The organism is Olleya sediminilitoris, assembly GCF_016785945.1.
Classification (GTDB): Bacteria; Bacteroidota; Bacteroidia; order Flavobacteriales; family Flavobacteriaceae; genus Olleya; species Olleya sediminilitoris.
The window spans coordinates 98,423-124,857 of sequence record NZ_JAEMEF010000011.1; the positions used below are offsets into that span (position 1 = coordinate 98,423).

At 32.5% G+C, this 26,435-nt stretch carries 19 protein-coding genes; 8 read left to right on the forward strand and 11 right to left on the reverse strand.

Going from position 1 to position 26,435, the window contains the following annotated elements:
* Positions 1 to 62: 62 nt before the first annotated feature.
* Positions 63 to 4,061, forward strand: a complete 3,999-nt coding sequence (locus JAO71_RS12350) for a thrombospondin type 3 repeat-containing protein (protein ID WP_203001072.1) — start codon at positions 63 to 65, stop codon at positions 4,059 to 4,061.
* A gap of 6 nt (positions 4,062 to 4,067) precedes the next feature.
* Positions 4,068 to 4,769 carry a hypothetical protein gene (locus JAO71_RS12355; RefSeq protein WP_203001074.1) on the forward strand — a complete coding sequence of 234 codons (702 nt, stop codon included), beginning with the start codon at positions 4,068 to 4,070 and terminating at the stop codon, positions 4,767 to 4,769.
* 40 nt (positions 4,770 to 4,809) lie between these two features.
* Here the strand turns inward: JAO71_RS12355 and JAO71_RS12360 are convergent, their stop codons facing one another.
* From JAO71_RS12360 to JAO71_RS12370, 3 genes are all read right to left on the reverse strand, one after another.
* Positions 4,810 to 6,582: a 1-deoxy-D-xylulose-5-phosphate synthase gene (locus JAO71_RS12360; RefSeq protein WP_203001076.1), complete on the reverse strand. Its 1,773-nt coding sequence runs from the start codon at positions 6,580 to 6,582 to the stop codon at positions 4,810 to 4,812.
* Positions 6,583 to 6,604: 22 nt separating this feature from the next.
* On the reverse strand, positions 6,605 to 7,585 hold the full coding sequence (locus JAO71_RS12365; protein ID WP_203001078.1) for an energy transducer TonB: 981 nt from the start codon (positions 7,583 to 7,585) through the stop codon (positions 6,605 to 6,607).
* Positions 7,586 to 7,713: 128 nt separating this feature from the next.
* The gene (locus JAO71_RS12370) at positions 7,714 to 8,043 is read right to left on the reverse strand and encodes a hypothetical protein (RefSeq protein ID WP_028289739.1); all 330 of its coding nucleotides are present in this window, start codon (positions 8,041 to 8,043) and stop codon (positions 7,714 to 7,716) included.
* Positions 8,044 to 8,107: 64 nt separating this feature from the next.
* On the opposite strand from JAO71_RS12370, the gene JAO71_RS12375 reads away from it, so the two are divergent.
* Positions 8,108 to 8,557 (forward strand): nucleoside deaminase, encoded by a 450-nt coding sequence (locus JAO71_RS12375; RefSeq protein ID WP_054852062.1) that lies wholly within the window; start codon positions 8,108 to 8,110, stop codon positions 8,555 to 8,557.
* 140 nt (positions 8,558 to 8,697) lie between these two features.
* On the opposite strand, the gene JAO71_RS12380 is transcribed toward JAO71_RS12375, so the two are convergent.
* The 7 genes from JAO71_RS12380 to JAO71_RS12410 all read right to left on the reverse strand — a co-directional run bounded on the left by JAO71_RS12380 (position 8,698) and on the right by JAO71_RS12410 (position 19,289).
* Entirely contained in the window at positions 8,698 to 8,937 is a 240-nt protein-coding gene (locus JAO71_RS12380; RefSeq protein WP_203001080.1) for a hypothetical protein, read from the reverse strand.
* A gap of 42 nt (positions 8,938 to 8,979) precedes the next feature.
* Positions 8,980 to 10,761 (reverse strand): chloride channel protein, encoded by a 1,782-nt coding sequence (locus tag JAO71_RS12385; RefSeq protein WP_203001082.1) that lies wholly within the window; start codon positions 10,759 to 10,761, stop codon positions 8,980 to 8,982.
* A 47-nt stretch (positions 10,762 to 10,808) separates the two neighbouring features.
* Positions 10,809 to 12,563, reverse strand: coding sequence for an aspartate--tRNA ligase (aspS, locus tag JAO71_RS12390; protein ID WP_203001084.1), 1,755 nt, complete (start codon positions 12,561 to 12,563; stop codon positions 10,809 to 10,811).
* A 93-nt stretch (positions 12,564 to 12,656) separates the two neighbouring features.
* Positions 12,657 to 16,169 (reverse strand): efflux RND transporter permease subunit, encoded by a 3,513-nt coding sequence (locus JAO71_RS12395; RefSeq protein ID WP_054852058.1) that lies wholly within the window; start codon positions 16,167 to 16,169, stop codon positions 12,657 to 12,659.
* 12 nt (positions 16,170 to 16,181) lie between these two features.
* A complete protein-coding gene (locus JAO71_RS12400) occupies positions 16,182 to 17,351 on the reverse strand; it encodes an efflux RND transporter periplasmic adaptor subunit (protein ID WP_203001086.1) in 1,170 nt (389 codons plus the stop codon).
* Positions 17,352 to 17,373: 22 nt separating this feature from the next.
* Positions 17,374 to 18,681 carry a TolC family protein gene (locus JAO71_RS12405; protein WP_203001088.1) on the reverse strand — a complete coding sequence of 436 codons (1,308 nt, stop codon included), beginning with the start codon at positions 18,679 to 18,681 and terminating at the stop codon, positions 17,374 to 17,376.
* Positions 18,681 to 19,289, reverse strand: coding sequence for a TetR/AcrR family transcriptional regulator (locus JAO71_RS12410; RefSeq protein ID WP_028607496.1), 609 nt, complete (start codon positions 19,287 to 19,289; stop codon positions 18,681 to 18,683). The genes JAO71_RS12405 and JAO71_RS12410 overlap by 1 nt, the downstream gene beginning before the upstream one ends.
* 127 nt (positions 19,290 to 19,416) lie before the next feature.
* Here JAO71_RS12410 and JAO71_RS12415 point away from each other — a divergent pair, with 127 nt between their 5' ends.
* The gene (locus JAO71_RS12415; protein ID WP_203001091.1) at positions 19,417 to 20,391 is read left to right on the forward strand and encodes a polyprenyl synthetase family protein; all 975 of its coding nucleotides are present in this window, start codon (positions 19,417 to 19,419) and stop codon (positions 20,389 to 20,391) included.
* A 5-nt stretch (positions 20,392 to 20,396) separates the two neighbouring features.
* Complete coding sequence (locus JAO71_RS12420) at positions 20,397 to 20,747, forward strand: hypothetical protein (RefSeq protein ID WP_203001093.1); 351 nt, start codon at positions 20,397 to 20,399, stop codon at positions 20,745 to 20,747.
* Here the strand turns inward: JAO71_RS12420 and JAO71_RS12425 are convergent.
* A complete protein-coding gene (locus JAO71_RS12425; RefSeq protein ID WP_203001095.1) occupies positions 20,744 to 21,289 on the reverse strand; it encodes an alpha-ketoglutarate decarboxylase in 546 nt (181 codons plus the stop codon). The genes JAO71_RS12420 and JAO71_RS12425 overlap by 4 nt on opposite strands.
* Positions 21,290 to 21,405: 116 nt before the next feature.
* Between JAO71_RS12425 and JAO71_RS12430 the strand changes: the two genes are divergently transcribed.
* The 3 genes from JAO71_RS12430 to odhB are packed head-to-tail and all read left to right on the forward strand — an operon-like array spanning position 21,406 to position 25,827.
* Complete coding sequence (locus JAO71_RS12430; protein WP_203001097.1) at positions 21,406 to 24,165, forward strand: 2-oxoglutarate dehydrogenase E1 component; 2,760 nt, start codon at positions 21,406 to 21,408, stop codon at positions 24,163 to 24,165.
* Between the two features lie 11 nt (positions 24,166 to 24,176).
* Positions 24,177 to 24,542, forward strand: coding sequence for a DUF3887 domain-containing protein (locus JAO71_RS12435; protein ID WP_028289751.1), 366 nt, complete (start codon positions 24,177 to 24,179; stop codon positions 24,540 to 24,542).
* Between the two features lie 34 nt (positions 24,543 to 24,576).
* Positions 24,577 to 25,827: a 2-oxoglutarate dehydrogenase complex dihydrolipoyllysine-residue succinyltransferase gene (odhB, locus tag JAO71_RS12440; RefSeq protein WP_054852051.1), complete on the forward strand. Its 1,251-nt coding sequence runs from the start codon at positions 24,577 to 24,579 to the stop codon at positions 25,825 to 25,827.
* Positions 25,828 to 26,435 lie beyond the last annotated feature (608 nt).

The following is a 26,435-nucleotide window of genomic DNA, read 5'->3' on the forward strand; positions in this document are numbered from 1 at the left end:
TAACAAAAAATCTCTTAAATAAATGTTAAAAATGTTTATTTTTGACGTCCTAAATATAACTAATGAAAAAGAAAATCACTATTCTAGCAACATTTGCGATTGCATGTGTTGCGTTTTTTGGTTTGTTTAATTTTGAACAATCAGAAACTTCCAAACAACTTAGCGTAAAAGAAATTCATAAAAAACACCTTGAGGCAAGCCCTTATAAGGAAGTGTTGAAACTGTCTAAGCCAGAACGAAAGGCAGCAGGTCTTACTCCTAATAAATACTATGAGCAAGAATGGGAACTAACAATGAATCCTGTTTTAGGTAGGCCAACATCAGAGAATTTAAAACAAATTAGAGCTGATCAAAAATTAAAACGACAAAACTTTTTAGCTTCGGGAAGAGTACCTGGAGACGCTATAGATAATAATTGGATTGAAAGAGGTCCAAATAATGTTGGTGGACGTACTAGAGCTATAATGTTTGATCCTAATGATACAACAAACGAAACTTTATTTGCAGGTGGTGTAAGTGGAGGTTTATGGAAAAACACAAATATATCTAATCCTGAATCAGGTTGGCAAAGGGTTGATATTTCAGAGAATTTAGCTGTAAGTTGTATAACTTACGATCCAAATAATTTAAATACTTTTTATCTAGGTACAGGAGAGTCCTATGTAAATGGAGATGTAAATGGAGATGGAGTATGGAAATCAGAGGATGCAGGAACGACATGGACAAAAGTTTTTGGTGGTATATCAGGACCTACAACATCAGATGCTATTACAAATAGTATAACAGTTAATTCACCAAGTGTAATTGCAGGAGATTATATTTCTAATCCTACAACCATATTTGGTGGTACAATTAATAATGTTATTACAGGAGAGTTTGTACTCGCAAATGGTGCGGTACCATTTACAGGTACTAATGGTCAAACTTCCGATATTCCTGAAGAAGGATGTGGTCCATCAGTTATAGATATGACTGGTAAAATAGCCCTAGTTAGAAGAGGGGTTTGTACATTTGTTGAAAAAGTAAAATCTGCTCAGGATGCTGGCGCTGTAGGAGTGATTGTGATGAATAATGCGGATGGTGCGTTAATCAATATGTCCGGTGATGATGACTCAATAGTTATTCCAGCTGTAATGATATCTAAAGCTGATGGAGATCTTATTGAAGCAGCACTAAGTACAGGTGCTGTAACAGGTTCTTTAAACCCTCAGACAGGTGTGTTTAATGGTCAATTAGTTCCAGGTATACAATTTGTTAACGATATTAAAGTAAGAGATAATAATGGTGTTTCTGAGATTTATGTGGCTGCAGGAGATGGTTTCTATAGTGCAGCTAGCTCTGCAACATTTCTAACTGGTCCAGATTATGGATTATATAAATCAATTGATGAAGGCTCGTCTTGGAATGAAATCAATATGCCTTTAACATCCAACGGTAATAAATTTTGTCCTAATGATATTGAAATAGGCTCAGATAATAAACTTTGGCTGTCAACAACTAATAGTGTTATTTTTGGAGATGGAGGTGGAACTATACTTAATTCAGTAGATGGAGTGAATTTCGTTGTAAAAAGGATTATTCCAAATGCCGATAGAACTCAAATAGCAATTTCTACATCTAACCCTGATTTAGTTTATGTTTTAGCAGAAGGTAGCGGTTCAGCTCCTGTATTAATGGAAAAAACATCAGATGCATTTGCCTCTAATAACTCTATGACTTTGCCTAATGATGCGGATACAGGAATTGACGCTAATGATTTTACTAGAGGACAAGCTTTTTATGATTTAATGATTGAGGTAGACCCTAATAACGATCAGATAATCTATGCAGGTGGAATAGACTTATTTAAATCTACCACAGCTGGCGCTAATTGGACTCAATTTACTCATTGGTATGGTGGCTTTGGTTATCAAGACGTTCATGCAGATCAACATGCTATGACTTTTGCTAATGGATCATCAACAACTTTTGCTTTTGGAAATGATGGAGGAGTTTATTATTCAGCAAATGCTGGTGCAACCACTACTTCAAGAAATAAAGATTTTAATACTTCTCAATTTTATACACTAGGTGTAGCGCCGACTACAGCCTTTGAAGGAGATTATTTTGCAGGTGGTTTACAAGATAACGGAACACATTTGTTTCAAGATGCATCACCGAATCAAACCTCTGCTTCAGTTGAAGCTTATGGAGGAGATGGAGCTTATACCTTTTTTGATCAAGATGGAGTTGATCAATACTTCATAAGAAATTACGTATATAATTCAGGAATAGAATTGTATAATTTCGCTACTAATTCTAACATAACCATTAACGGAGAGTCAAATTCAAATGGGGCATTCATAAATCCTCAAGCACTAGATTCAAATCTAGATATTTTATATTCAAATTATTCTTCTGGTGGTGCATTTCTAATAAGAAGATACACAGGTATTAAAGCTCAAAATACATTAGACGCCTCTAATATTACAAACCCTCAATTAAATAGTGCTCCTACTGCTTTTAGTGTTTCTCCCTATACTACTTCATCTTCAACCTTGTTAGTTGGAACTGTTTTAGGAAGTATTTTTAAAGTTGAAAATGCAGATACTTCTCCTGTGTTTATTGATTTAGATATTAATAATGTTATTGTGGGAAGCGTTTCTGATCTTGAATTTGGAATATCAGAAAATGAAATATTTTTAACAGTACATAATTATGGTGTTCAAAGTATTTGGTATACAAACGATGGAGGTACAACTTGGTTAGAAAAAGAAGGTGATTTACCAGATATGCCTGTGAAAACAATTTTACAGAACCCTTTAAGTCCTAATGAAGTTATAATTGGTACAGAATTAGGTGTATGGTTTACTAATAATTTTTCAGATGCAAATCCTAACTGGAATCAAGCATTTAATGGTATGTCTAATGTGAAAGTTACAGATTTAGATGTACGTGATGACAATATGGTTTTTGCAGCTACTTATGGACGTGGAATATTTTCTGGAGAATTTAAAATAGATGGAAATGGAGACGAAGATGGAGATGGTGTCATTAATGATTTAGATAATTGTTTGAATACATCTAATCCAGATCAAGCAGATGTCGATGGAAATGGTATTGGAGACGCTTGTCAAGATACAGATGGTGATGGAGTTTTAGATATTGATGATAATTGTCCATTAATAGCTAACCCTAATCAATTAGATTCCGATGGAAACGGAGTAGGTGATGCTTGCCAAGATGATGATGGTGATGGAGTCTTTGATGATGTTGATAATTGTTTAGAAACAGCAAATCCAGATCAAGAAGATACTAACGGAAATGGTATTGGTGATGCTTGTGATACAAGTTATTTAAATGCTGATAATATTTCATTAGAAGTTATTTCTGAAAGATGTGAAAATCAAAACAATGGATCTGTAGTTGTCAATGTAAACGAAACCTACGTAACGTACACAGCAACTGTTGTAGGTAATGGGGTCAGTTTATCAGAACAAATTACAGCTGACTCATTCACTTTTGATGATTTAGCAGTTGGTGCGTATACTGTTTGTGTCTCTGTTAATGGAACATCTCACGAGCAATGTTTTGAAATTAATATTGATGAAGCTGATGTTATTGATTTACAAATAGTAAACAACAATATTGATAGTGATACCACTTACGTGGAAGTGAGTAGAGGTACAGCACCTTATACAGTACTATTTAAAGGTGAGATTGTTAAAATCACTAGTGATCAAAATTTTGAATTGGACCTAGTAGGTTCAGGAGAACTAGAAATTAAAACAGCTGAAGCTTGTGAAGGAACATTTAAAACTTCAATAGAAAATACATTAAGTATTATCGCTAGTCCAAATCCAGTGATAAATGATTTAAAAATCACATTGCCTAATGCTGTAACTCAACCAGAAATAATTGTTCAAGTTTATGATGTTACAGGTAAAATGGTTGTCAATAAAAACTACGTAAAAGGAAATTCAAACTTTATTAAAGTTCCTTTTGCAAACTTAAATCCAGGTATTTATTTCATTAAATTAAATGTAGATTCTCCTGAGGTTATTAAAATTATAAAAAAATAAAGACATATGAATAAGTTAATAAAAATAGTTCCTGTAATGCTAATAGCAATTACATTTATGGCTTGTGGAGGAAGTGATGATGGTGGTTCAGCTCCTCCAACTCCAAATACAGCACCAACAGCTGTATCAAATTTAATTTATCCAAGTTCTGATTTACTTTGTATTGATACTAATATTGAATTTGAATGGGCAGCAGCTACAGATGCAGATAATGATAATTTAGAGTACACAATAAGAGTAGCAACAGATAGAGACCAAACTAATATTGTAGCTCAACAAACAACTAGTAATACTTCTGTATTAATTACTTTAAATCCAGGAATTGCATATTATTGGAATGTTGTGGCTTCTGATGGTGAAGATGAAGCAGAAGCGTCTCCAACCTTAGCGTTTTATACAGAAGGAGAAGGTGTTTCTAACTATGTGCCCTTTGCAGCTTCTATTATTGCTCCAGAAATGGATGCATTTTTAGATTCCGGAAGTGTATCTTTACAATGGTCAGGAAGTGACGTTGATGTAGATGATACATTAACTTACGATGTGTTTTTTGGTACAACAGATACTCCTGATTTACTGCAATCAGATGTTACAGCAACAACTTTAGATGTAACAACAGTAGCTGGTACAACTTATTATTGGAAGATAGATACTAAGGATAATAATGGTACTAAAAGTATAGGGCAAGTTTGGACGTTTACGACAAATTAATCTACATAAATATATAACTACTTATAAATGACAGGCTAATTTAGTCTGTCATTTTTTTTAGGAACAAACTCAAATTTTTAGAATCCAAATTAATTGTTTTCTGTAATTCTAAAACCGTTCCATGTTCTATGAAGTGATCAGGAATGCCTTTTAAAATTAATTTGTTAGGGTAATTGTATTTAGTTTTAAACTCTGCAATAGCACTTCCGAAACCTCCTAATAAGGTCCCATCTTCAATTGTAACTACAGTGTCATGAGTTTTAAATACTTCATGTAACATAGTCTCATCTAATGGTTTTATAAAGCGAAGGTCATAATGAGAAAATGCTGAAGCCTCTTCTAAAAATTCTAAAGCTTCAACAACATTTTTATACATATTACCTATTGATAAAATGGCTGTTTTTGTTCCTTGTTTTAAGCATTCACCTTTTCCGATTTCTAATTTACTAAATGGTTGTTGCCAGTTTAAGTTTTCACCTCGACCTCTTGGGTATCTTATAGCAATTGGATGCTTAAGTCCTAATTGAGCTGTATACATAATATTACGTAGCTCTATTTCATTACGTGGAGCTGCGATAATTAGATTTGGGATGCAGCGTAAATATGCTAAATCAAAAACACCATGATGGGTTGCGCCATCTTCACCAACTAAACCTGCACGATCCAAACAAAAAATAACAGGAAGATTTTGCAAGGCTACATCATGTATAATTTGATCATAAGCACGTTGTAAAAACGTAGAGTATATGTTACAAAACGCAATCATACCTTGAGTTGCTAATCCTGCTGCAAATGTCACAGCATGCTGCTCTGCTATACCAACGTCAAAAGCACGATCCGGAATTTGTTCCATCATATATTTTAACGAGCTTCCAGTAGGCATTGCTGGTGTAATCCCAATTATTTTTTTATTTTGTTTTGCTAATTCAACAATAGTATGTCCAAAAACATCTTGATATTTTGGTGGTTGTTTAATGTTTGATTTAGGATTTAATTCGCCTGTTTCTTTATTAAATTTTCCAGGTGCATGATAAGTAACTTGGTTTTCTTCGGCTTGACGTAAACCTTTACCTTTGGTTGTAATTACATGTAAAAATTTAGGGCCTTTTGTATTTTTAAGACGCTTTAATTCTGTGATTAATAATGGTAAATCATGACCATCTATTGGTCCAGAATAGTCAAAATTAAGAGCTTCAAAAATATTGTCTTGCTTTTCTGTACCTTTTTTTACGTTTGTTAAATATTGTTTTAAAGCACCAACACTTGGGTCTATACCTATTGCGTTGTCATTTAATATTACAAGTAAGTTTGCATTTGTAACTCCTGCATGATTTAAACCTTCAAAAGCCATTCCGCTAGCTATAGATGCATCACCAATTACAGCAATATGTTGTGTGTCAAAATCTCCTTTTAGTTTAGAAGCAATAGCCATACCTAATGCAGCAGAAATTGAAGTGGATGAATGTCCAACACCAAAGGTGTCAAAATCACTTTCTAACCTATTAGGAAAACCGCTCAATCCACCAATTTGTCTGTTAGTATCAAAGGTGTCTCGTCTTCCAGTTAAAATTTTATGTCCATAAGCTTGATGGCCAACATCCCAAACTAATAGATCTTTTGGTGTGTCAAATACATAGTGTAAAGCAATAGTAAGTTCTATTACTCCTAAACTAGCGCCTAAGTGTCCCTCTTTTGTGGCTACTATATTTATAATAAAATCGCGTAAATCTTTAGCAAGAAGCGGTAATTTTTCTTGACTTAAAAGACGAAGTTCCTTTGGGGAATCAATGGTATTTAAAAGTTTATTTTGCACTTAGCAAAAATACAAGATTTTATTAGTCTTCTGTATTAAAAATTATGGGTAAAGTATATAAAACGGAAACGTTTTTACCATCCTTTTTTGCAGGAATAAATTTTGGTAATTTTTTCATTACGCGTTCTGCCTCCTTTTTAAGTGATGGATGAGGTGCTCTAATATTAAGTATTTTAATAGAACCATTATTTTCAATTTTAAAATTTATGAAAACACGTTGTTTCCCTTTTAACTCTAAATTAATAGCTGAATCTTTAGTGAAATTGGCTTTTGTAAAAGTGCTTAATTGTGATTCAAAGTAGTTTAGTTCTTCGTTTTTTGATAAATTTTGAGTCGTGTTTTGAAACTTTGGTAGTGTTTCTACATTATAAATTGAAAAAGGTTCTGTTGTAGGATATTCTATAAATTCTACATCTCCCATAATATCTATTATTGGAGGTTCTATTTTTACAGGATCGGGATCCATCATAATTTCGCCAGTAGTAACGTTTTCCACGATTAAAATACCATCAACAGGAGGGATTGGAGCTTTAATTATTTGTGGAGCTTTACAATTTTTCTGTTTTGTAATTAAACTATCTGTCTCAATAGGCATCTTGATTAATCCTAAAACATCAATAACTTCATTTTTAGTCGAATCAATAACTTCTATAGTGTCAATTTTTTTTGGTGTTCCGTTTTTAGAAGAGCAGTTAAATAAAGTTGTTCCCATAATAATCATGGCTGCTAAAAAGAACGATTTATAAACACTATGCTTTTGCTGTATTAAGCTTAACGGAATTGTTAAGTTTATCGAGTCTAGTTGTGTTTGCTTGATATGACCACAAATGCGTTTGTCTTTATTTTCTTGTAAAAAATCTTGAATTTGATAGGTATCCATTTTAGTAAAATCAATAACCGTTTTATTACATGATCCACAAAAGCGACCTTTATCTTGTGGTGACATTGTATCCCAATTTTCATGACATGGTTTTGGGATTTTAATAGAGTAGTAGTTGGCCATATTAAAATAGTTTTTTAATAGTTATCAAAAGCCTTGCCGAACCGTTTGTTATTGAGTTTTTTATGTAAAAAAAATGGGAACTGTTTTTTGACAATTCCCACTTTTAAGTCGTTTTATGTTATTAAAACTTATTCCATTCCCATTGCTTTTGCAACATCAGGACATGATTCAGCTACTAACGCTTTCATTTTTTCTCCATAAGCTTTTTTCTCTTCTTCGTTCATGGCATCTTCTTTCTTTTTCATTTCGCCATCTGGATCTACACATTTCTGAAAATCTTCCATCACTTTAGTGTATTTAGCAAAATCCATCGCTGCAGGATCTTCTTTCATTTGTTTTGTAAGTTCAGCCATATCACCTGAGCATTCACAAAAACGTTTTGCAGCTTCTTCTTCAGGAGTACCTGCGCAAGACATAAACGATAATGCTATTCCTGCTAATAATAATTTGATTTTCATTTGTTGGTTTTTTAAAGTTGAAATCAAATATATAGTTTTATTAATAATTTGTAAGTTTGAATTTATGATAAATCCATACGACGACACTTATTTTATGAAAAAAGCACTTCAGGAAGCTGAGGATGCTTTTGATAAAGGCGAAATTCCGGTTGGTGCTGTAATTGTTATAAAAGACCGCATTATTGCTAGGGCACATAATTTAACCGAACTTTTAAATGATGTAACAGCACATGCAGAAATGCAGGCAATTACTGCTGCTGCTAATTTTTTAGGTGGAAAATATTTAAAAGACTGTACGTTGTATGTCACTTTGGAACCTTGCCAAATGTGTGCAGGAGCATTGTATTGGAGTCAGATATCTAAAATTGTTTATGGAGCAAGAGATGAGGATCGTGGGTGTATTGCATTAAATACTAAATTACATCCTAAAACAAAAATGGTTGGTGGAGTGTTAGCTGAGGAAGCTTCGGCTTTATTAAAACGTTTTTTTATAGAAAAACGAAACTTAAATTAAAAGACCAGTGTTGGCGGTTTAGTGCATTAGGGATAGTAACGACATCCTTTTTGTTTTACTAAAAAAAACAAAAAGATATAGTGGATAGCGCGACCCTTTGTAGCTTTTCAGCGGAAAAAGGGTAATGCCCAAATAAAATACTAAAAGCGTCTCTTATCGCCTTCTTTTTTACGCATGTCTTCTATTTTTTCTTTAGTTAACATGTATTCTTTGGCATCTCTGTCTTTCCATCTGTGATACGTAAATAATGGGATGACTACAAAAAACAATCCTAAAACACCAAAACCTATTAGTTTTTGTCCGTAATCAACTTCTAACCAATAGCCACAAATTATGCTTGCTACAGATGTGATAAAAGATAATGCGATAAGGTATTTCATGTTTTAAAATTAGATTTTTTTGTAAAGATATAAAATGCTTAGTTAAGTGGTCGTGTAGTTTATTAATTGACGTCTGTAAGCGGTTAATAATTTAGATTTTGAAACAAAACCTATGTACTTACCGTCTTTAATTACTGGTAAATTCCAGGCGTTAGAATCTTGAAATTTTGCCATTACTGTTTTCATAGAATCTGTTTTGTAATCTATAATATCTGGTGGATTGTGCATAAGGTCTTCTACCAAAGTGGTGTCGTAAAGTGCTTGGTTAAACATGATTTCGCGTACGTCATCCAAAAGTATAATTCCAACTAGCGCTTTGTTTTTGTTGACTACAGGAAATAAATTTCGTGTAGATTTTGCTACACCTTTATGTAGCATATCACCTAAAGTTATGTTTGGGTTAAGTCTAACAAAATTGGTTTCTATCACACTATCCAAAGACATTAAAGTTAATACGCTTTGATCTTTATTGTGGGTTAATAATTCGCCTTTTAAAGCTAGCTCTTTAGTGTAAATGGTAAAATCTATTGCGTTTTTTTTGATAATGAAAGACATGCTTACTGCTATCATTAACGGAATAAACAACTCGTAACCACCAGTAATTTCAGCAATTAAGAAAATAGCTGTCAAGGGAGCATGCAATACACCTGCTATCAAACCAGCCATACCAATTAAAGTGAAATTGGTTTCTGAAACATTAAAACCTAAACCTAAATTGTTGATTATTTTGGCAACTACATTACCTAAAGCACTACCCATTACCATAGTCGGTATAAAAATTCCTCCAGCTCCTCCAGCTGCAAATGTAGTGGTCATGGCTATGGCTTTAAAAACAGTTATGCCAATTAGTAATGCTATAACAACCCAAATATTGTCGTTAAAATGATCAAAAGGTGTCGTGCCTAAAGCAGCCAAATGGTTTCCGGCTAATAGGTTATTTATAAAACCAAAACCTTCTCCATATAATGGTGGAATAAAATATAACATTACACCAATAGCCAATCCACCAATAATTAATTTAATGAGTCTTGATCTAAACCGTTCAAAGAATTTTAAAATGAAGAAATACATTTTAGTAAAATAAATCGAAGCAAATCCAGTACCTACACCTAATACTACGTAAAATAAAGTGTCTTTAATTTGAAATTTATCTGAAAAATTAAAGTTGAATAATAAGTCGTCACCCAGAAAGAAATAAGAGGTTAACACCGAAGCAACTGAAGCTATAAGTAATGGTAGTAATGAAGCAAAGGTCAAATCCAAACTAAAGACTTCTACTGCAAAAATAATAGCTGCAATTGGTGATTTAAATATAGACGAAATGGCTCCTGCAGCTGCGCAACCAATTAGTAAAGTACGTGTTTGCTGATTAACATGAAAAAGCTTGCCCAAGTTAGAACTAATTGCAGATCCTGAAGCAATAGCTGGTCCTAGTAATCCAACAGATCCTCCAAACCCAACAGTTAAAGGTGCGGTTATTAATGGTATGTATATTTTGGAGCGCTCTATTAACCCACTACGTTTTGATAACTTAAACAATATGGAAGGTATGGCATGTTCTACCTTTTTTTTAGTGACGTATTTTGTAAATAAATACACTAAAAACAATCCAAAAACAGGTAGTATAAAATAGATTTGATTTTTAGAAAACACGACTAAATTATCTAAAGCGCTTTCTATGGTAAATGTTATGTTTCTTAATGTTACTGCTGCTAATCCAGCAAATAGTCCAACCAATCCGCTTAAAATATAAGTGAAGTTTTTTTCTGAGATGTTTTTAATTCTCCAGATAAAAAAACGTTTATGTAGTGGTTGTTTAGGCATTAATTAAATGTAATAAAAAATCCTGCGATTTGCAGGATTTTTTATTTTTATGATCGTAAATCTAGTTTAAGATTTAATTCTTTTAATTGTGCATCATCAATTGGAGCAGGAGCATCAATCATGACGTCTCGTCCAGAATTGTTTTTAGGGAAGGCAATAAAATCTCTAATGGTTTCTTGTCCACCTAAAATAGATACTAATCTATCTAGTCCAAAGGCTAATCCACCATGTGGAGGTGCGCCATATTCAAAAGCATCCATTAAAAAGCCAAACTGAGCTTTAGCGTCTTCTTCGCTAAATCCTAAATGTTTAAGCATGATTGCTTGTGTTGCTTTGTCGTGTATACGTATAGATCCACCACCAATTTCGTTTCCGTTAAGGACTAAATCGTATGCGTTTGCTTTTACATCTCCTGGGTTAGTGTCTAATAATTCTATTTGACCAGGTTTTGGTGAAGTAAATGGGTGGTGCATAGCATGGTAATGACCTGTTTCTTCATCAAGTTCTAATAACGGGAAATCTATAACCCATAATGGAGCAAATACTTTAGGATCTCTTAAACCTAAACGCTCTGCTAATTCCATACGTAAAGCACTTAGTTGTGCACGTACTTTATTAGTGTCTCCAGATAATATACAAACTAAATCACCAGCTTTGGCTCCAGTTACTTCTGCCCATTTTGCTAGATCGTCTTGGTCGTAAAATTTATCTACAGAAGATTTAAATGTTCCGTCGTCATTACAACGTGAGTAAACCATACCTAAAGCACCAACTTGTGGACGTTTTACCCAATCAATTAATTTATCTATTTCTTTACGTGTATAACTGTTTCCTCCAGGAACAGCAATACCAACTACTAATTCGGCATTATTAAAAACACCAAAATCTTTGTGTTGCGCTACAGCGTTAAGCTCTCCAAACTCCATTCCAAATCTAATGTCTGGTTTGTCGTTTCCGTATAAACGCATGGCATCATCATATAACATACGTGGAAATTTGTCAACTTCTACACCATTAACTTCTTTAAGTAAGTGACGTGTTAAACCTTCAAAAATATTTAATATATCTTCTTGCTCAACAAATGCCATTTCGCAGTCAATTTGCGTAAATTCTGGTTGTCTGTCTGCACGTAAATCTTCGTCTCTAAAACATTTTACAATCTGGAAGTATTTGTCCATTCCACCAACCATAAGCAATTGCTTAAAGGTTTGAGGTGATTGTGGAAGTGCGTAAAACTCACCTTCATTCATTCTAGAAGGTACTACAAAATCTCTTGCTCCTTCTGGCGTAGATTTGATTAAGTAAGGTGTTTCAACTTCAATAAAGTCATTATTTGATAAAAAGTTTCTAACTTCCTGAGTCACTTTTGCTCTGAAAATTAAATTGTTTTTAACAGGATTTCTTCTAATATCTAGATAACGGTATTTCATTCTGATATCTTCTCCACCATCGGTCTTATCTTCGATAGTAAAAGGAGGTAAAAGCGCTTCGTTTAAAATAGTTAATTCTGATACTAAAATCTCTATATCTCCTGTTGGAATATTTGGATTTTTAGAAGCACGCTCAATAACAGTACCTTTTACTTGTATTACAAATTCGCGACCTAATTTTTGAGCTTGTTCAAGAATGTCTTTTGAGGTACGCTCTTCATCAAAAATAAGTTGAGTAATACCATAACGATCACGAAGATCGACCCATATCATAAATCCTTTATCTCTTGATTTTTGTACCCAACCTGAAAGGGTAACTTCTGTATTTATATGTGATGCGTTTAGCTCACCACAGTTGTGACTTCTGTACATAATTATCTATTAGAAATGCAAAAGTAAAAAATCCGAAGTAAAGACTTCGGATTTTTTGTTTAAATCATTTAATTGTATGTTGTAAACTGAAAATTATTCTTCAATTACAGTGTCTATTACAATTTCTTCTTCATTTACATTAGAAGAAAATTTATTTTTTAACCACATTTTAAATCTTATGGTTAAGAAAAATAATATTGGAACCACAATTAATGTTAAGAAAGTAGCGATAAGTAATCCGTAAATTACAGTCCAAGCTAATGGACCCCAAAATATTACGTTATCTCCTCCCATATATATGTTGGCATTAAAATCTGCAAATAAAGTAAAGAAGTTAATATTTAGTCCAATAGCTAACGGTATTAATCCAAAAATGGTAGTAATTGCAGTTAATAATACTGGTCTTAAACGTGCTTTTCCTGCGTTTACAATACTTTCAAATAAATCTTCATTTGTAAGATAGTCGTCTTCATCTAAATCTAATTTAGCTTTCTTTCTGTCTATAAGAAGTTGAGCATAATCTAATAATACCACACCATTATTTACAACAATTCCGGCTAGAGATATTATACCAACCATGGTCATCATTATAACGAAAGAGCTTCCTGAAATTACAATACCACCAAATACACCAATAAAACTAAGGAAAATAGCAATCATGATTATTGTTGGTTTTGAAACCGAATTAAATTGGAATATTAAAATGAAAAAGATTAACCCAAGTCCAGTAAAAAAGGCGCCAACTAAAAATAGCATTTGTTTGTTTTGCTCTTCAATTTGACCAGTGTAATCTATTTTGATGCCTTTAGGTAAGTTTTCATAACTTTTCATTTCGTTTTGAATTTGACTTACAATAGCAGCTGCATCTGTAAAACCTGGTGATAATGCAGAATAAACAGTTACGACACGTCTAGTGTCTTTGTGTTTAATAGCACTAAAACCTGAGTTGTTCTCGTATTTAATTACAGCAGAAACTGGTACGCTTTTTATTTGGCCAGTATTGTCTCTAAACGTTATGTTTTGATTAAACAAAGCACTTTTGTTGTATCTGTTTTCTTTATTAAAACGAACATAAATATCGTAATCGTCACCATCTTCTTTATAAACACCAGCTTTAGATCCAAATACAGAGCTACGTAATTGTTGTCCAACTTGTGCAGCACTAATACCTAACTCACCAGCTTTTTCTCTGTCAATAGTGACACGCATGGTTGGTTTAGCTTTATTTACATCAATCTTAAGCTCGTCAATACCTTGAATACTTTTAGTGTTAATAAATTCTCGCATAGATTCTGCAGTAGCGATTAACTCGTCGTAATCTTCGCCTTCAATTTCAATATTAATAGGAGGTCCAACAGGAGGTCCATTAGCATCTTTTTCAACCGAAATTAAAACTCCAGGATAAATACCAACTAAAGCGGTTTGTACTTTTTGTCTAAGCGCTTCACTGTCTTCGCCACGTCTAAATTTATACTCACGCATTGAAGCTGTAATCTTGGCCTTGTGTGGCATTTCTGCAGCAGATCCACCATCGGTTTGAGGGTTTCCTGCACCTTCACCAACTTGAGATACTGTACTTTCTACTAAATAATTATAACCATCATCCATGTAATGGTCATCATTTAATACTGTGAATACACGTTGTTCTATCTCTTTGGTAATAGCATTTGTTTTTTCTATGGCTGTACCTTCAGGATATTCTATGTAAACAATAATCTGATTTGGTTTATTATCTGGGAAAAACTCTACTTTGGTTCGTTTTGCGCCTAATGACATACCAAATGCTATAAACGATGCAATTAATAATAAGAAGGTCCCAACACTTAATAAATAAGGTTTTCTTCCTGAAAGAGCAGCACGAAGTTTACGTTCGTACCAGTTTTCTAATGAAACTAAAGTTTTGTTCTGGAAATAATTAGCTGCTTTTCTAATAAAGAAACGGTAAGCCCAAAGCATTACAGCAGTAAAAATCATTACTGTACCTAAGCCTCTGTAAGCGCCTCCAAACATTAATATTAAAATACCGATAATAGCAATAATAGATGAGGTTTTAATGATTTGCTTTAAAGGCATATCCTTGTCTTCAATAGTCATGTATCTTGATACTAAAACCGAATTGAAAAAGATAGCCACAAATAATGAAGAACCTAATACTACAGATAATGTTATAGGTAAAATTTTCATGAATTCTCCCATAATTCCTGGCCATAAACCTAACGGAATAAAGGCTGCAACTGTAGTAGCTGTAGATATAATAATAGGAAAAGCAATTTCGCCAATACCTTTTTTAGCAGCTTCAATTCTGCTCATACCTTCAGATTCCATTAAACGATACACGTTTTCAACTACAACAATACCATTATCCACAAGCATACCAAGTCCCATAATTAGACCAAATAATACCATTGTATTCAAACTTTGCCCTAATAATTGTAATATCATTAAGGACATAAACATAGACATTGGGATTGCAAACCCGACAAATAAGGCGTTTTTAAATCCTAAAAAGAACATTAAAACGGTTACTACCAAGATAACCCCAAAGATGATATTGTTTACTAAATCATCGACTTGACCAATAGTTTTTGAAGATTGATCGTTGACAACTGTTACAGTTAAGTCTGGAGGAAATACATTGTCTATTGCATCTGCAACTATAACTTGAATTTGCTCTGCTGCAGCAACCATGTTTTTACCAGCACGTTTTTTAACATCTAGCATTACTACAGGATGTCCATACTCTCTTGCAAAAGTTGTTTTGTCTTCTTCTTTAAAAGTTACCGTTGCTAGGTCTTTAAGGTATATTGCATTTCCTTGTTCTGATTTAACAACAAAATTTTCAAGTTCTGAAGGTTTTTCAATTTCACCTAAAACTCTTATAGTACGACGTTGTCCACTTGCTTTTAAGTTACCAGCAGACATGGTTAAGTTACCATTGTTTATTGCTGCGATAATATCGTTAAAAGTAACTTGAGCAGCCATCATTTTATAAATGTCAACTGCAACTTCAACTTCTTTTTCTTGAGCACCTCGAATATCTGCTTTCTTTATTTCTTGAAGATTTTCAATTTCATCTTGAAGATATTCAGCATATTCTTTTAGTTTCTGAATAGGATAATCTCCAGAGATATTAATGTTTAAGATTGGCATTTCTTCAGATAAGCTTAACTCAAACACATCTGGTTCTACTTTTGCTCCATTAAAGGTTGGCCAATCTTCGCCAGAAGTTTCAGTGTCAATTTCATCTTTTACCTTTTGTTTGGCTTGATCAACAGTTAAACCATCATCAAACTCAACAATTAGCATCGAGTAATCTTCTTGCGATGTTGAAGTAATTTCTACAACATTACTAACTGTTTTTAATTTATCTTCTAAAGGATCGGAAATTAGTTTTTCAATATCCTCTGCAGTGTTTCCTGGATATATTGAACTAACATATATTTTAGTTTCGTTTACTTCCGGAAAGTTTTCTCTTGGCATGTCAAAAAACGCAGAAATCCCTAAATAAAAGATTACTGCAATTAGTACATACATCGTGGTTTTATTATTAATTGCCCACGACGACAAACCAAATTCTTTATCGACTTGTTTTTTCTTTTTAGTCATTATTTAGTTGGTTTAGTATTTAATTACTTTAACAGTTTGTCCGTCTTTTACACTACGTGCACCTTCTTGGATTAATTCGGCTCCACCTGCAATACCTTCTAAAACTTCAATAACATCACCTTGTGTTTTTCCTGTTTTAATAATGACTTTACTGACAGTGCCTTTATTGTCGTCTTTTTTGTCTTTTACAACGTAAACATATTGTTCGCCTTCTGCATTTTCAGATATAATACTTTGTGGTATTAAAATCGCTTTTGGGTTGGTATAATCGTTTATTTTAAGTTTTGCAGTTAAGTTAGGCTTAATTGTTTTGTCTTTGTTTGGTACATCAACCTCTACTTTAAAAGTACGGTTAGCAGCATTAATTACATCTCCAGCTTGACGGATTTTAGTGTCTATTGTTGTTCCTAAAACAGGAAACTCTACAGTTACTTTTTTTCCTTTTACTACAAATGGTATGTAGCTTTCTGGCACATCAGTTTCAATGTACATGTCGTTTAAGTTTACAATACGCATTAATGGTGTTTGTCCTGCACCTACAACACTACCTTTTTCTGTAATAACATCATCAATAGTTCCTGAAAAAGGCGCTCTAACTGAAGTTTTGTTTAGTTGCTGTTGTAATTGATTTATAGCCTCTTCTTGAGCCTCAAAAGACGATTTTGCTTGAAGATATTGTATTTCGCTACCAATTTTTTGATTCCATAATCTTTCTTGACGTTCAAATGTAGTTTTGGCTAAAGCAGACTGTATTTTAAGTTGCGCTAATTGTTGGCTTAATCCACCATCATCAATTTTGGCTAAGGTTTGTCCTTTTGATACACGTTGACCTTCTTTGACATAAACATTAGTTAAAATCCCATTATATTCTGGTGTAATAGTTAAAAGGTTTTTTGTCGTAACGTTACCTTGTAATTCTAATACGTGATCAAAAACTTCTTCTTTAGCTTTGATGGTTGTAATTAAAGGAATGTTTTGAGTAGTATCAAGGGTTTTAATTCTTTCGTCTAATAATTTTATTTTAGATTGAATAGCTTCTTGATCTGTAACTAATTCTGCACGTTTAGTACGAATGTCTTCAAGGTTATTTTTTTCTAATATTTTTTCGACTGAATTCTTTTTATTTCCACCACATGAAGCTAATAAAATAGCAGCAAATGAAAGTGTTATTATATGTTTCATAATTATTGTTTTGTAAGGTTGATTAGTTTGTAGTGTTAAGTAAAGTTTCTAGTTCTGCTTTTTTTGTTATGACATCTAGCATAGTTTGAAGTAATTCTTGTTGTGCAGTATATAATTGCGTTTGCGCTTGTCTTAGTTCAAAACTAGAACCAATTCCTTCAAAAAATTTGGTTTGGTTTTTAGTTTCAATACGCTCGGCAAGTGTCAGATTTTCTTTTTTATTTTGGTAATCTTCAATAGCAAATTGGTAATCGCTTTTTGCAGATTCTATTTGCAGATTTAACATTTGCTCTGTTTCGGTAAGGTTAATGTCTGCTTTTTCTAAGTTTATTTTAGCACGTTGTGTTGCTGCACTACGCATACCAGAGCTAAATATTGGTACATTTAAGCTCACACCAAATATTGATGATCCATACCATTTTTCGTTTGTATTTGTAAAATTAAAAGACTCTCTGTTTCCTGTATACCCTCCGTTTATAAAGGCGCTTAAACTAGGTAATGCTTTGCTTTTTTCTAACTTAACTAATAGCTCTTTAGACGTTTTGTCGTTTTGGGCTATTTTGTAATCTATATTATTTTCTATGCTGTTATCAGTATCTAATAATTCTAATTTAATGTTTTGAAGTGCTAAAGCATCTAGGTCTTCAGTTAATACAGTAGCGTCGTTAATAGGTTTACCAATAGTTAAGTTTAACATTTGATAAGCTAAGTCTTTTAAACGTGTTGTGTTGTTTAAATTACTTTTTACACTAGATAATGTTATTTTTAATTGCTCTACGCTTTCTTCTTCTTCTAAACCATTTTCAAAAATCTTGGTAATATCATTTAGGTTTTTTTCTAGTACACTAATGTTGCGTTCTAAAATAGCAACACTTTCTTCTGCTAAAAGCACATTTCCGTAGGCATTAATTACAGCTTTTCTAACTTCTAAATCGGTTTTTGTTTTTGCGTTTTTAGAAATCTCTAAATATACCTTTGCGGATTGTAGTCCTACTAAGTACGACCCATCAAATAATAATTGACTTAGAGTAGCAGTACCTGTTAATGTGTGCTTAGAGCCAACTTGTATTACTTGGTCTCCAAATACAAATACATTACGTTTTAGTGCGTTTTGGTAGTCTACTGCAGCATTAAGTTGAGGTAAACCTGTAGCTGTAGTTTCCCATTTTTGTTTAATGGCAGCTTCTATATCCAACGCTGCATTTTTTGCAGTTCTGTTGTTTTCTAACGCATAGTCAATAGCTTCTTGTAATGACATATTGGTAGGTGCTTCCTGACCAACTGCTATGGACGTCAGAATTAAACTAAATACTAAGATTAAGTTTTTCATTAGTTAAGGGTGGTTTTGTTTATAAATTTATTTAGTGTTTGTAATCCTTTTTCAGTACAAATGGCTCTTAAATGATATTCTAAATAGCTTTCCATTAGATACTCCATTGTAAAAATACTTGTCGGAAAAATAGTTTCGTCTTTAATACCAGACATACCATTAAAATACATTCTAGAAATAAAATCGACATTTATATTTTTTCTAAACAATCCTGTGTCTACACCTTTTTGCATGCTGTCTTTAACAGATACATACATTTTTTCAAATTGTTTTAAATGTAAGTTATTATGTATTTGAGGGTAGTATTTTTTTAATTGATATTGTGGTGATGCTTTTTCGTTTTTTAAATACGTCATAACAAACATTTTAATATCATATAGTTCCTCAATTGGATTATGTGATTTATCACAAATGCAATCAATTCCTCCACATATATTTTCAAAAATTTGTGTCGTAGTTGCCTCCACTAATTTAGTTTTATTATCAAAATGTTGATAGATTGTTTTTTTAGAAATACCTAAGGCATTGGCAATCTCATCCATTGTAACACTTTTAAAGCCAAGTGTTAAAAATAGTTCGGCAGATTTAAGTATAATTTTTTCTCTCATAATTTGGCACAAATGTACGACAGGAAACTTTAAAAACAATAAAAGTTTCCAAAGTATTAATAGTTTTTTAACACAGCTCTTTACATAGACTTTAGTTTGTTAATAGGATTTGCGTTATTTTTGCAGAATGCAAAATATTTTATCATATCAAACTGCTTTTACGGATTATCTTAAAGGGTATGCGTCAACAAAAGAACCAGCTAACCTTTACAACCCTATACATTATATATTACAACTAGGTGGTAAACGTTTACGACCAGTGTTAACTTTAATGACTGCCGAGATTTTTGGGTCTAATCATACTAAGGCTTTAGATGCAGCCTTGAGTATAGAGGTGTTTCATAATTTTTCATTGGTACATGATGACATTATGGATGATGCACCTTTAAGACGTGGTCAACAAACAGTTCATGAAAAGTGGGATATAAATACAGGTATTTTGTCTGGAGATGCTATGTTGATTATGGCATATCAGTTATTTGAAAACTATAATCCACAAGTATTTCAGTCTTTAGCAAAATTATTTAGCAAAACAGCTTTAGAGGTTTGCGAAGGTCAACAATATGATGTTGATTTTGAGACAAGAGATGATGTAACTATACCTGAGTATTTAAAAATGATTGAATACAAAACAGCAGTTTTAGTTGGAGCAGCCATGAAAATGGGAGCAATTGTTGCTGAAACTTCTGAAGATAATCAAAATAGCATTTATCAATTTGGTCGTCTTTTAGGTATAGCTTTTCAATTACAAGATGATTATTTAGATGCATTTGGAGATCCAAAAACTTTTGGTAAACAAGTTGGAGGAGATATAATTGAAAATAAAAAAACCTACCTTTATTTAAAAGCATTACAAGCTTTAGATGATAGTGACAAACATAGATTAGAACAATTGTTTTCTGTTAATTTAGAAGATAATAGTGATAAAATCGAAACTGTAAAACAGTATTTTGTAGCCTCTGGATCTGCTGAAGCGACTAAGGAAGCTATTAAAGAATATACCAATAAAGCTTTTGAAGTGTTAGACACACTAAGTATATCTGAAGATAAAAAACAAATGCTTAAAACTTTTGGGACTAATTTAATGACAAGAAGTGTCTAGTTGTTATGGATTTACCATCAGATTTTAACCAATTAATAGAGCAGGCAAGTACACAAAATTTGTATCAAAAATTAGTGCAACAATTAAATAAAGATTTTTTGTATGCTAATATAGATTTGGATTTTAGTCTTGATATTTTACCTTCAAGTTTAAAACTAATGTTGCGTGAGACAGTATATAAGCTGATTCAGGAAAAGTTTGCCGAGTATCTTAACTTGCTTTATATAATAGATGTGTCAGAAGACGCGATTAAAAAATTAGATGGTAGTGATACATTACAATTATCTGAAGACGTTTCATTTCTAATCTTAAAAAGAGAATGGCAAAAAGTGTGGTTTAGGCAAAAATATTCTTAAAAGAAAACTCTAACAAATGGCACAAAAGCATTAGCGTAAACACTATCAGCTTCATCATAAAGTAAATCATATCTAACACCAAACGTGACGTTGTTAGTTCTGTAACCTGCACCAATAAATAAAGCAGGTACCCAATAGTTTCTATCTGCATTTTCAGAAAAAGCACCTTCAAATTGTTGGTTAACATTAAGCTGTTCAAACTCGGCAGAAAGCTGTATGTCTTCTATAGGATTAAACAAACCCATAACACTTCCTCCTAAAATGGTAGATTTGTAAACGTTTTTACTTTTGTTATATGTTCCGTTTAGACCAACACCCATAGCAAAAGTATTGTTAAACTGATAAATAGCACTTGGAGCTAAAGTAGCACTAAAAAAATTACTTCCAGTACTTAAACCTAATCCACCTCCAAAACGTACGTTTTTCCAAAAATCACTTTTTTGCTGAGGTAAATTGTTCTGAGAATTAGCAAAAGTTGATAAAAAACAAGCGATTACTGATAAAACAATAATTTTAGGAAGTTTAATCGATTTAATTTTCATAATAATTAATTTAGAAATTTTTCAATGTTATAAATATAATAAAAGCATCTTTATTTTTGGTAAATGTTGTATTTTTGATAAAATTTTGTTGAAGCGAACACGTCTTAAAGAAAATAATGGATAAATACTCCTTTTTAAACGCAGCACATACAGCATACTTTGCTGACTTATACGAACAATACTTAAAAAATCCTGACTCAGTTGAGCCTAGTTGGAGAGCCTTTTTTCAAGGTTACGACTTTGGTTCTGAAAACTATACTGAAGATGGAGTACTAACTGAAAATGTTTCTAGTCAAATACCAGAACATGTTCAGAAAGAATTTCAAGTAGTAAAATTAATAGATGGTTATCGTAACAGAGGGCATTTATTTACAAAAACCAATCCTGTTAGAGATCGTAGAAAATACGAACCAACTTTAGCATTAGAAAATTTTGGGTTATCAGATGCAGATCTTGACACAAGCTTTAATGCTGGTGATATACTTGGTATTGGTGCACAAACTTTACGCGAAATACTAAAACATCTTAATAGCATTTATTGTGATGCTATAGGTGTGGAGTATATGTATATTAGAAAGCCTGATGAAATACAATGGATTCAGAATAAATTAAATATTAACGATAACCAACCCAATTTTTCAGGAGAGCAAAAAAAGCATATCCTTAAAAAATTAAATGAAGCAGTATCGTTTGAAAGTTTTTTACACACTAAATATGTAGGACAAAAACGTTTTTCTCTAGAAGGAGGAGAGTCTTTAATTCCTGGATTAGATGCAGTTATTGAAAAAGCTGCAGAACTTGGTGTTAAAGAGTTTGTAATGGGAATGGCTCATAGAGGTCGTTTAAGTACACTTACAAATATTTTTGGTAAATCAGCTAAAGATATTTTTAGCGAGTTTGATGGTAAAGATTACGAGCAAGAAGTTTTTGATGGAGATGTAAAATACCATTTAGGTTGGACTAGTAACAGAGAAACCAATACAGGAAAAAAAATAAACCTAAGTATTGCACCAAATCCATCTCACTTAGAGACTGTAGGAGCAGTAGTAGAAGGTATTGTTAGAGCAAAACAAGACAATTTTTATAGCGACGACTTTAGTAAAGTATTACCAATTGTAGTGCATGGTGATGCAGCAATTGCTGGTCAAGGATTGGTGTACGAGGTTGTGCAAATGGCTCAATTAGATGGTTATAAAACAAATGGTACAATACACGTTGTAGTAAATAATCAAGTTGGATTTACAACTAACTATTTAGATGCAAGATCAAGTACGTATTGTACAGACATAGGTAAAGTAACATTGTCTCCAGTATTACACGTCAATGCAGATGATGCAGAAGCTGTAGTACACGCTATGTTATTTGCTTTAGATTTTAGAATGAATTTTAAGCGAGACGTATTTATTGACCTATTAGGTTACAGAAAATATGGTCATAACGAAGGTGATGAGCCTAGGTTTACGCAACCTAAATTATATAAAGTAATTGCAAAACATGCTAACCCAAGAGACATCTATGCTGAAAAATTAATGTCAGAGGGTATTATTGATAAAGGACATGTTAAACAATTAGAAAAAGATTATAAATCTAGCTTAGAAGAAAAGCTAGAAGATTCTCGTAAAGAAGATAAAACGGTAATCACTCCGTTTATGGAAGAACAATGGAAAGCATTTACACAAGTTGATGAAACTGTTATGATGAAACCTGTTGACACAACAACTTCTACAGATAAATTAAAGGCAATTACTAAAGTAATATCTAACTTACCAAAAGATAAAAAGTTTATCAGAAAAATAGAGCGTCTAATAAATGAGCGTCAAAAAATGTTTGACGAAAACAGATTAGATTGGGCTATGGCAGAGCATTTAGCTTATGGTACTTTATTAGAAGAAGGTTACAATGTACGTATGTCTGGTCAAGATGTAGAGCGTGGTACTTTTTCTCATAGACATGCAGTTGTAAAGGTAGAAGATAGCGAGGAAGAAATTTTATTATTAAACCAAATTAGTGATACTCAAGGTCAATTTCATATCTTTAATTCATTACTTTCAGAGTATGGAGTTGTAGGTTTTGATTACGGTTATGCTATGGCAAGTCCAAATACATTAACCATTTGGGAAGCACAATTTGGAGACTTTAGTAATGGCGCGCAAATCATGTTAGACCAATACATTTCTGCAGGTGAAGATAAATGGAAAACTCAAAATGGGTTAGTCATGTTATTACCTCATGGTTATGAAGGTCAAGGAGCAGAGCACTCTTCAGCACGCATGGAACGTTACCTACAATTATGTGCTAAAGACAATATGTTTGTTGCAGATTGTACAACTCCTGCTAACATATTTCACTTATTAAGACGTCAAGTAAAATCTAAATACCGTAAACCATTAATAGTGTTTACACCAAAAAGTTTATTGCGTCATCCTAAATGTGTAAGTACAGTAGAAGAGTTTGCTAACGGAAGCTTCCAAACTGTAATTGATGATGTAGAGGTAAAAGCAGAAAAAGTTAAAACATTAGTGTTTTTAACAGGTAAGTTTTATTACGATTTAGACGAAGAACGTACTAAGTTAAACAGAGATGATGTTGCTATTATTAGAATAGAACAACTATTTCCATTACCAACACAGGATATTAAAAATATATTAGACAAATACAAAGATGTTGAAGATGTAGTTTGGGCACAAGAAGAACCAAGAAACATGGGAGCGTATGCACACATGTTAATGCATTTAGACGAAGCTAAAACATTTAGATTGGCCTCTAGAAGACCTTATGGTGCACCAGCAGCTGGTAGTTCTGTAAGATCTAAAAAACGTCATAAAGAAGTTATCGATTTTGTATTTGATAAATCAAAAAATAACCAACGTAATTAAATATTTCCATTATGAAAAAAATACTTTTTATACTAGCATTATTAGTTTCAACAATAGGCTTCGCTCAAGAAAGTCAAACTTCTAAAACTATAGCGTCAACTTTTCAAAAACATTATAATAATGGAGATGTAGATGGTATTTATAGTATGTTTAACAGCGATTTCAAAAAGGTTTTAACATTAGAAAAAACCAAAGCTTACTTCAAGGATCAATTAAAAATGAATGCTTTAGGTAAAATGAAATCAATAGAATATGTAGATACTGTTAGATCTGGAAATAACTATACAATGGTTTTTGAAAACGGAGTTTATAATGCGTATTTCAAAGCAGGAACAGATAACAAACTTGAATTTTTAGAAATAAATTCAATCAACTAATAAAATTAACACAACAAAATAAAATTACATTACGATGATTTTAGAAATGAAAGTGCCTTCTCCAGGCGAATCTATCACAGAAGTTGAAATAGCAGAATGGTTAGTTCAAGATGGTGATTATGTAGAAAAAGACCAAGCTATTGCTGAGGTAGATAGTGATAAAGCAACTTTAGAGCTACCTGCAGAAGCAAGCGGAATTATTACGCTTAAAGCGGAAGAAGGAGATGCTGTAGCAGTTGGCCAAGTAGTGTGTTTAATTGATACAAGTGCTGAAGCTCCAGCAAGTAGCACTTTTGAAGGTGGTGATGAAGGAGGTAACTCAAATGCTGAAAAAGATTTGGCTAAAGACCAAAAATCAACACCAAATAATGATTCAGCTAAAGCTGCTAACCCAGCAACAGAAACTTATGCCTCAGGTACTGCTAGTCCTGCAGCAAAAAAGATTTTAGCTGAAAAAAATATTCAAGCCTCAACAATTCAAGGCTCTGGTAAAGATGGACGTATTACAAAAGATGATGCAGTAAAAGCTGTACCGTCTATGGGAACTCCAACAGGAGGAAATCGTGGATCTTCAAATACTAAAATGTCAATGTTACGACGTAAAGTAGCAGAACGTTTAGTAGAAGCTAAAAATACAACAGCTATGCTAACTACTTTTAACGAAGTAGATATGGCTCCTATTTTTGAACTTAGAAAAGAATATAAAGAAACTTTCAAGGCTAAACATGGTGTAAGCTTAGGTTTTATGTCTTTCTTCTCATTGGCAGTTGTTCGTGCATTACAAATGTATCCTGCAGTAAACTCAATGATTGATGGTAAAGAAATGAAAAGCTTTGATTTTGTAGACATTAGTATTGCAGTATCTGGTCCTAAAGGATTAATGGTGCCAGTAATAAGAAATGCAGAAAACTTAACTTTTAGAGGTGTTGAATCTGAAGTTAAACGCTTAGCACTAAGAGCTAGAGATGGACAAATTACAGTAGATGAAATGACAGGTGGAACATTTACAATTACAAATGGAGGAGTATTTGGTAGTATGTTGTCTACACCTATTATTAATCCACCTCAAAGTGGTATTTTAGGTATGCATAATATTATTGAAAGACCAATAGCTGTAAATGGTAAGGTAGAAATACATCCAATGATGTATGTTGCGTTATCTTATGATCATAGAATAATTGATGGTAAAGAAAGTGTAGGCTTTTTAGTAGCTGTTAAAGAAGCTTTAGAAAACCCAACCGAGTTATTAATGAATAACGATATCAAGAAAGCATTAGAATTATAATAATTCTAATTAATTAATAAAAAAAGGGAGCAATTTAATTGCTCCCTTTTTTTATTTAAAAAAGATAAAAATATTAAATGCAACAATAACAATAGTTAGTATTGTAATACATGCAATTATAATTGTATTCTGTTCTTTTGTTCTTTTTTCTAAATCTATCATATTTACATACTTGTTTTAGTTAAAAACTCTGTACCATTACAATACAGAGTTTTCTTTAAATAATTCTCCCTAAGAACTAATTAATAGCATGGTAAAGGTATTGATTGTTAAGGATATATAAAATACGTATAACTACGTATTTTTTCCCAATAGAAGCAAAAAAAAAGCTCTAAAACAGTAAATCGTTTTAAAGCTTTATCAATTCTCCCAAAATTGATTGTTAACATCGTAAAGGTAGAGTGAATATTAGAGATATGAAATACGTAGAACTACGTATTTTTTATTTGTAGTAGGTGTCAAAAAAAAAGCTCCAAAACAATAAACTGTTTCAGAGCTTTATCAATTCTCCCAAATTGATTAATAGCACTGTAAAGGTAGAGTGAATATTAGAGATATGAAATACGTAGAACTACGTATTTTTATTTGTAGTAGGTGTTAAAAAAAAG

Coding starts and splice junctions, on each gene's coding strand:
- JAO71_RS12355 (WP_203001074.1), top strand. CDS start 4,068: ATGAATAAGTTAATAAAAATAGTTCCTGTAATGCTAATAGCAATTACA.
- JAO71_RS12405 (WP_203001088.1), bottom strand. CDS start 18,681: ATGAAAAACTTAATCTTAGTATTTAGTTTAATTCTGACGTCCATAGCA.
- JAO71_RS12415 (WP_203001091.1), top strand. CDS start 19,417: ATGCAAAATATTTTATCATATCAAACTGCTTTTACGGATTATCTTAAA.
- JAO71_RS12425 (WP_203001095.1), bottom strand. CDS start 21,289: ATGAAAATTAAATCGATTAAACTTCCTAAAATTATTGTTTTATCAGTA.
- JAO71_RS12430 (WP_203001097.1), top strand. CDS start 21,406: ATGGATAAATACTCCTTTTTAAACGCAGCACATACAGCATACTTTGCT.
- JAO71_RS12410 (WP_028607496.1), bottom strand. CDS start 19,289: ATGAGAGAAAAAATTATACTTAAATCTGCCGAACTATTTTTAACACTT.
- aspS (WP_203001084.1), bottom strand. CDS start 12,563: ATGTACAGAAGTCACAACTGTGGTGAGCTAAACGCATCACATATAAAT.
- JAO71_RS12350 (WP_203001072.1), top strand. CDS start 63: ATGAAAAAGAAAATCACTATTCTAGCAACATTTGCGATTGCATGTGTT.
- JAO71_RS12420 (WP_203001093.1), top strand. CDS start 20,397: ATGGATTTACCATCAGATTTTAACCAATTAATAGAGCAGGCAAGTACA.
- odhB (WP_054852051.1), top strand. CDS start 24,577: ATGATTTTAGAAATGAAAGTGCCTTCTCCAGGCGAATCTATCACAGAA.
- JAO71_RS12435 (WP_028289751.1), top strand. CDS start 24,177: ATGAAAAAAATACTTTTTATACTAGCATTATTAGTTTCAACAATAGGC.
- JAO71_RS12400 (WP_203001086.1), bottom strand. CDS start 17,351: ATGAAACATATAATAACACTTTCATTTGCTGCTATTTTATTAGCTTCA.
- JAO71_RS12365 (WP_203001078.1), bottom strand. CDS start 7,585: ATGGCCAACTACTACTCTATTAAAATCCCAAAACCATGTCATGAAAAT.
- JAO71_RS12375 (WP_054852062.1), top strand. CDS start 8,108: ATGATAAATCCATACGACGACACTTATTTTATGAAAAAAGCACTTCAG.
- JAO71_RS12395 (WP_054852058.1), bottom strand. CDS start 16,169: ATGACTAAAAAGAAAAAACAAGTCGATAAAGAATTTGGTTTGTCGTCG.
- JAO71_RS12380 (WP_203001080.1), bottom strand. CDS start 8,937: ATGAAATACCTTATCGCATTATCTTTTATCACATCTGTAGCAAGCATA.
- JAO71_RS12385 (WP_203001082.1), bottom strand. CDS start 10,761: ATGCCTAAACAACCACTACATAAACGTTTTTTTATCTGGAGAATTAAA.
- JAO71_RS12370 (WP_028289739.1), bottom strand. CDS start 8,043: ATGAAAATCAAATTATTATTAGCAGGAATAGCATTATCGTTTATGTCT.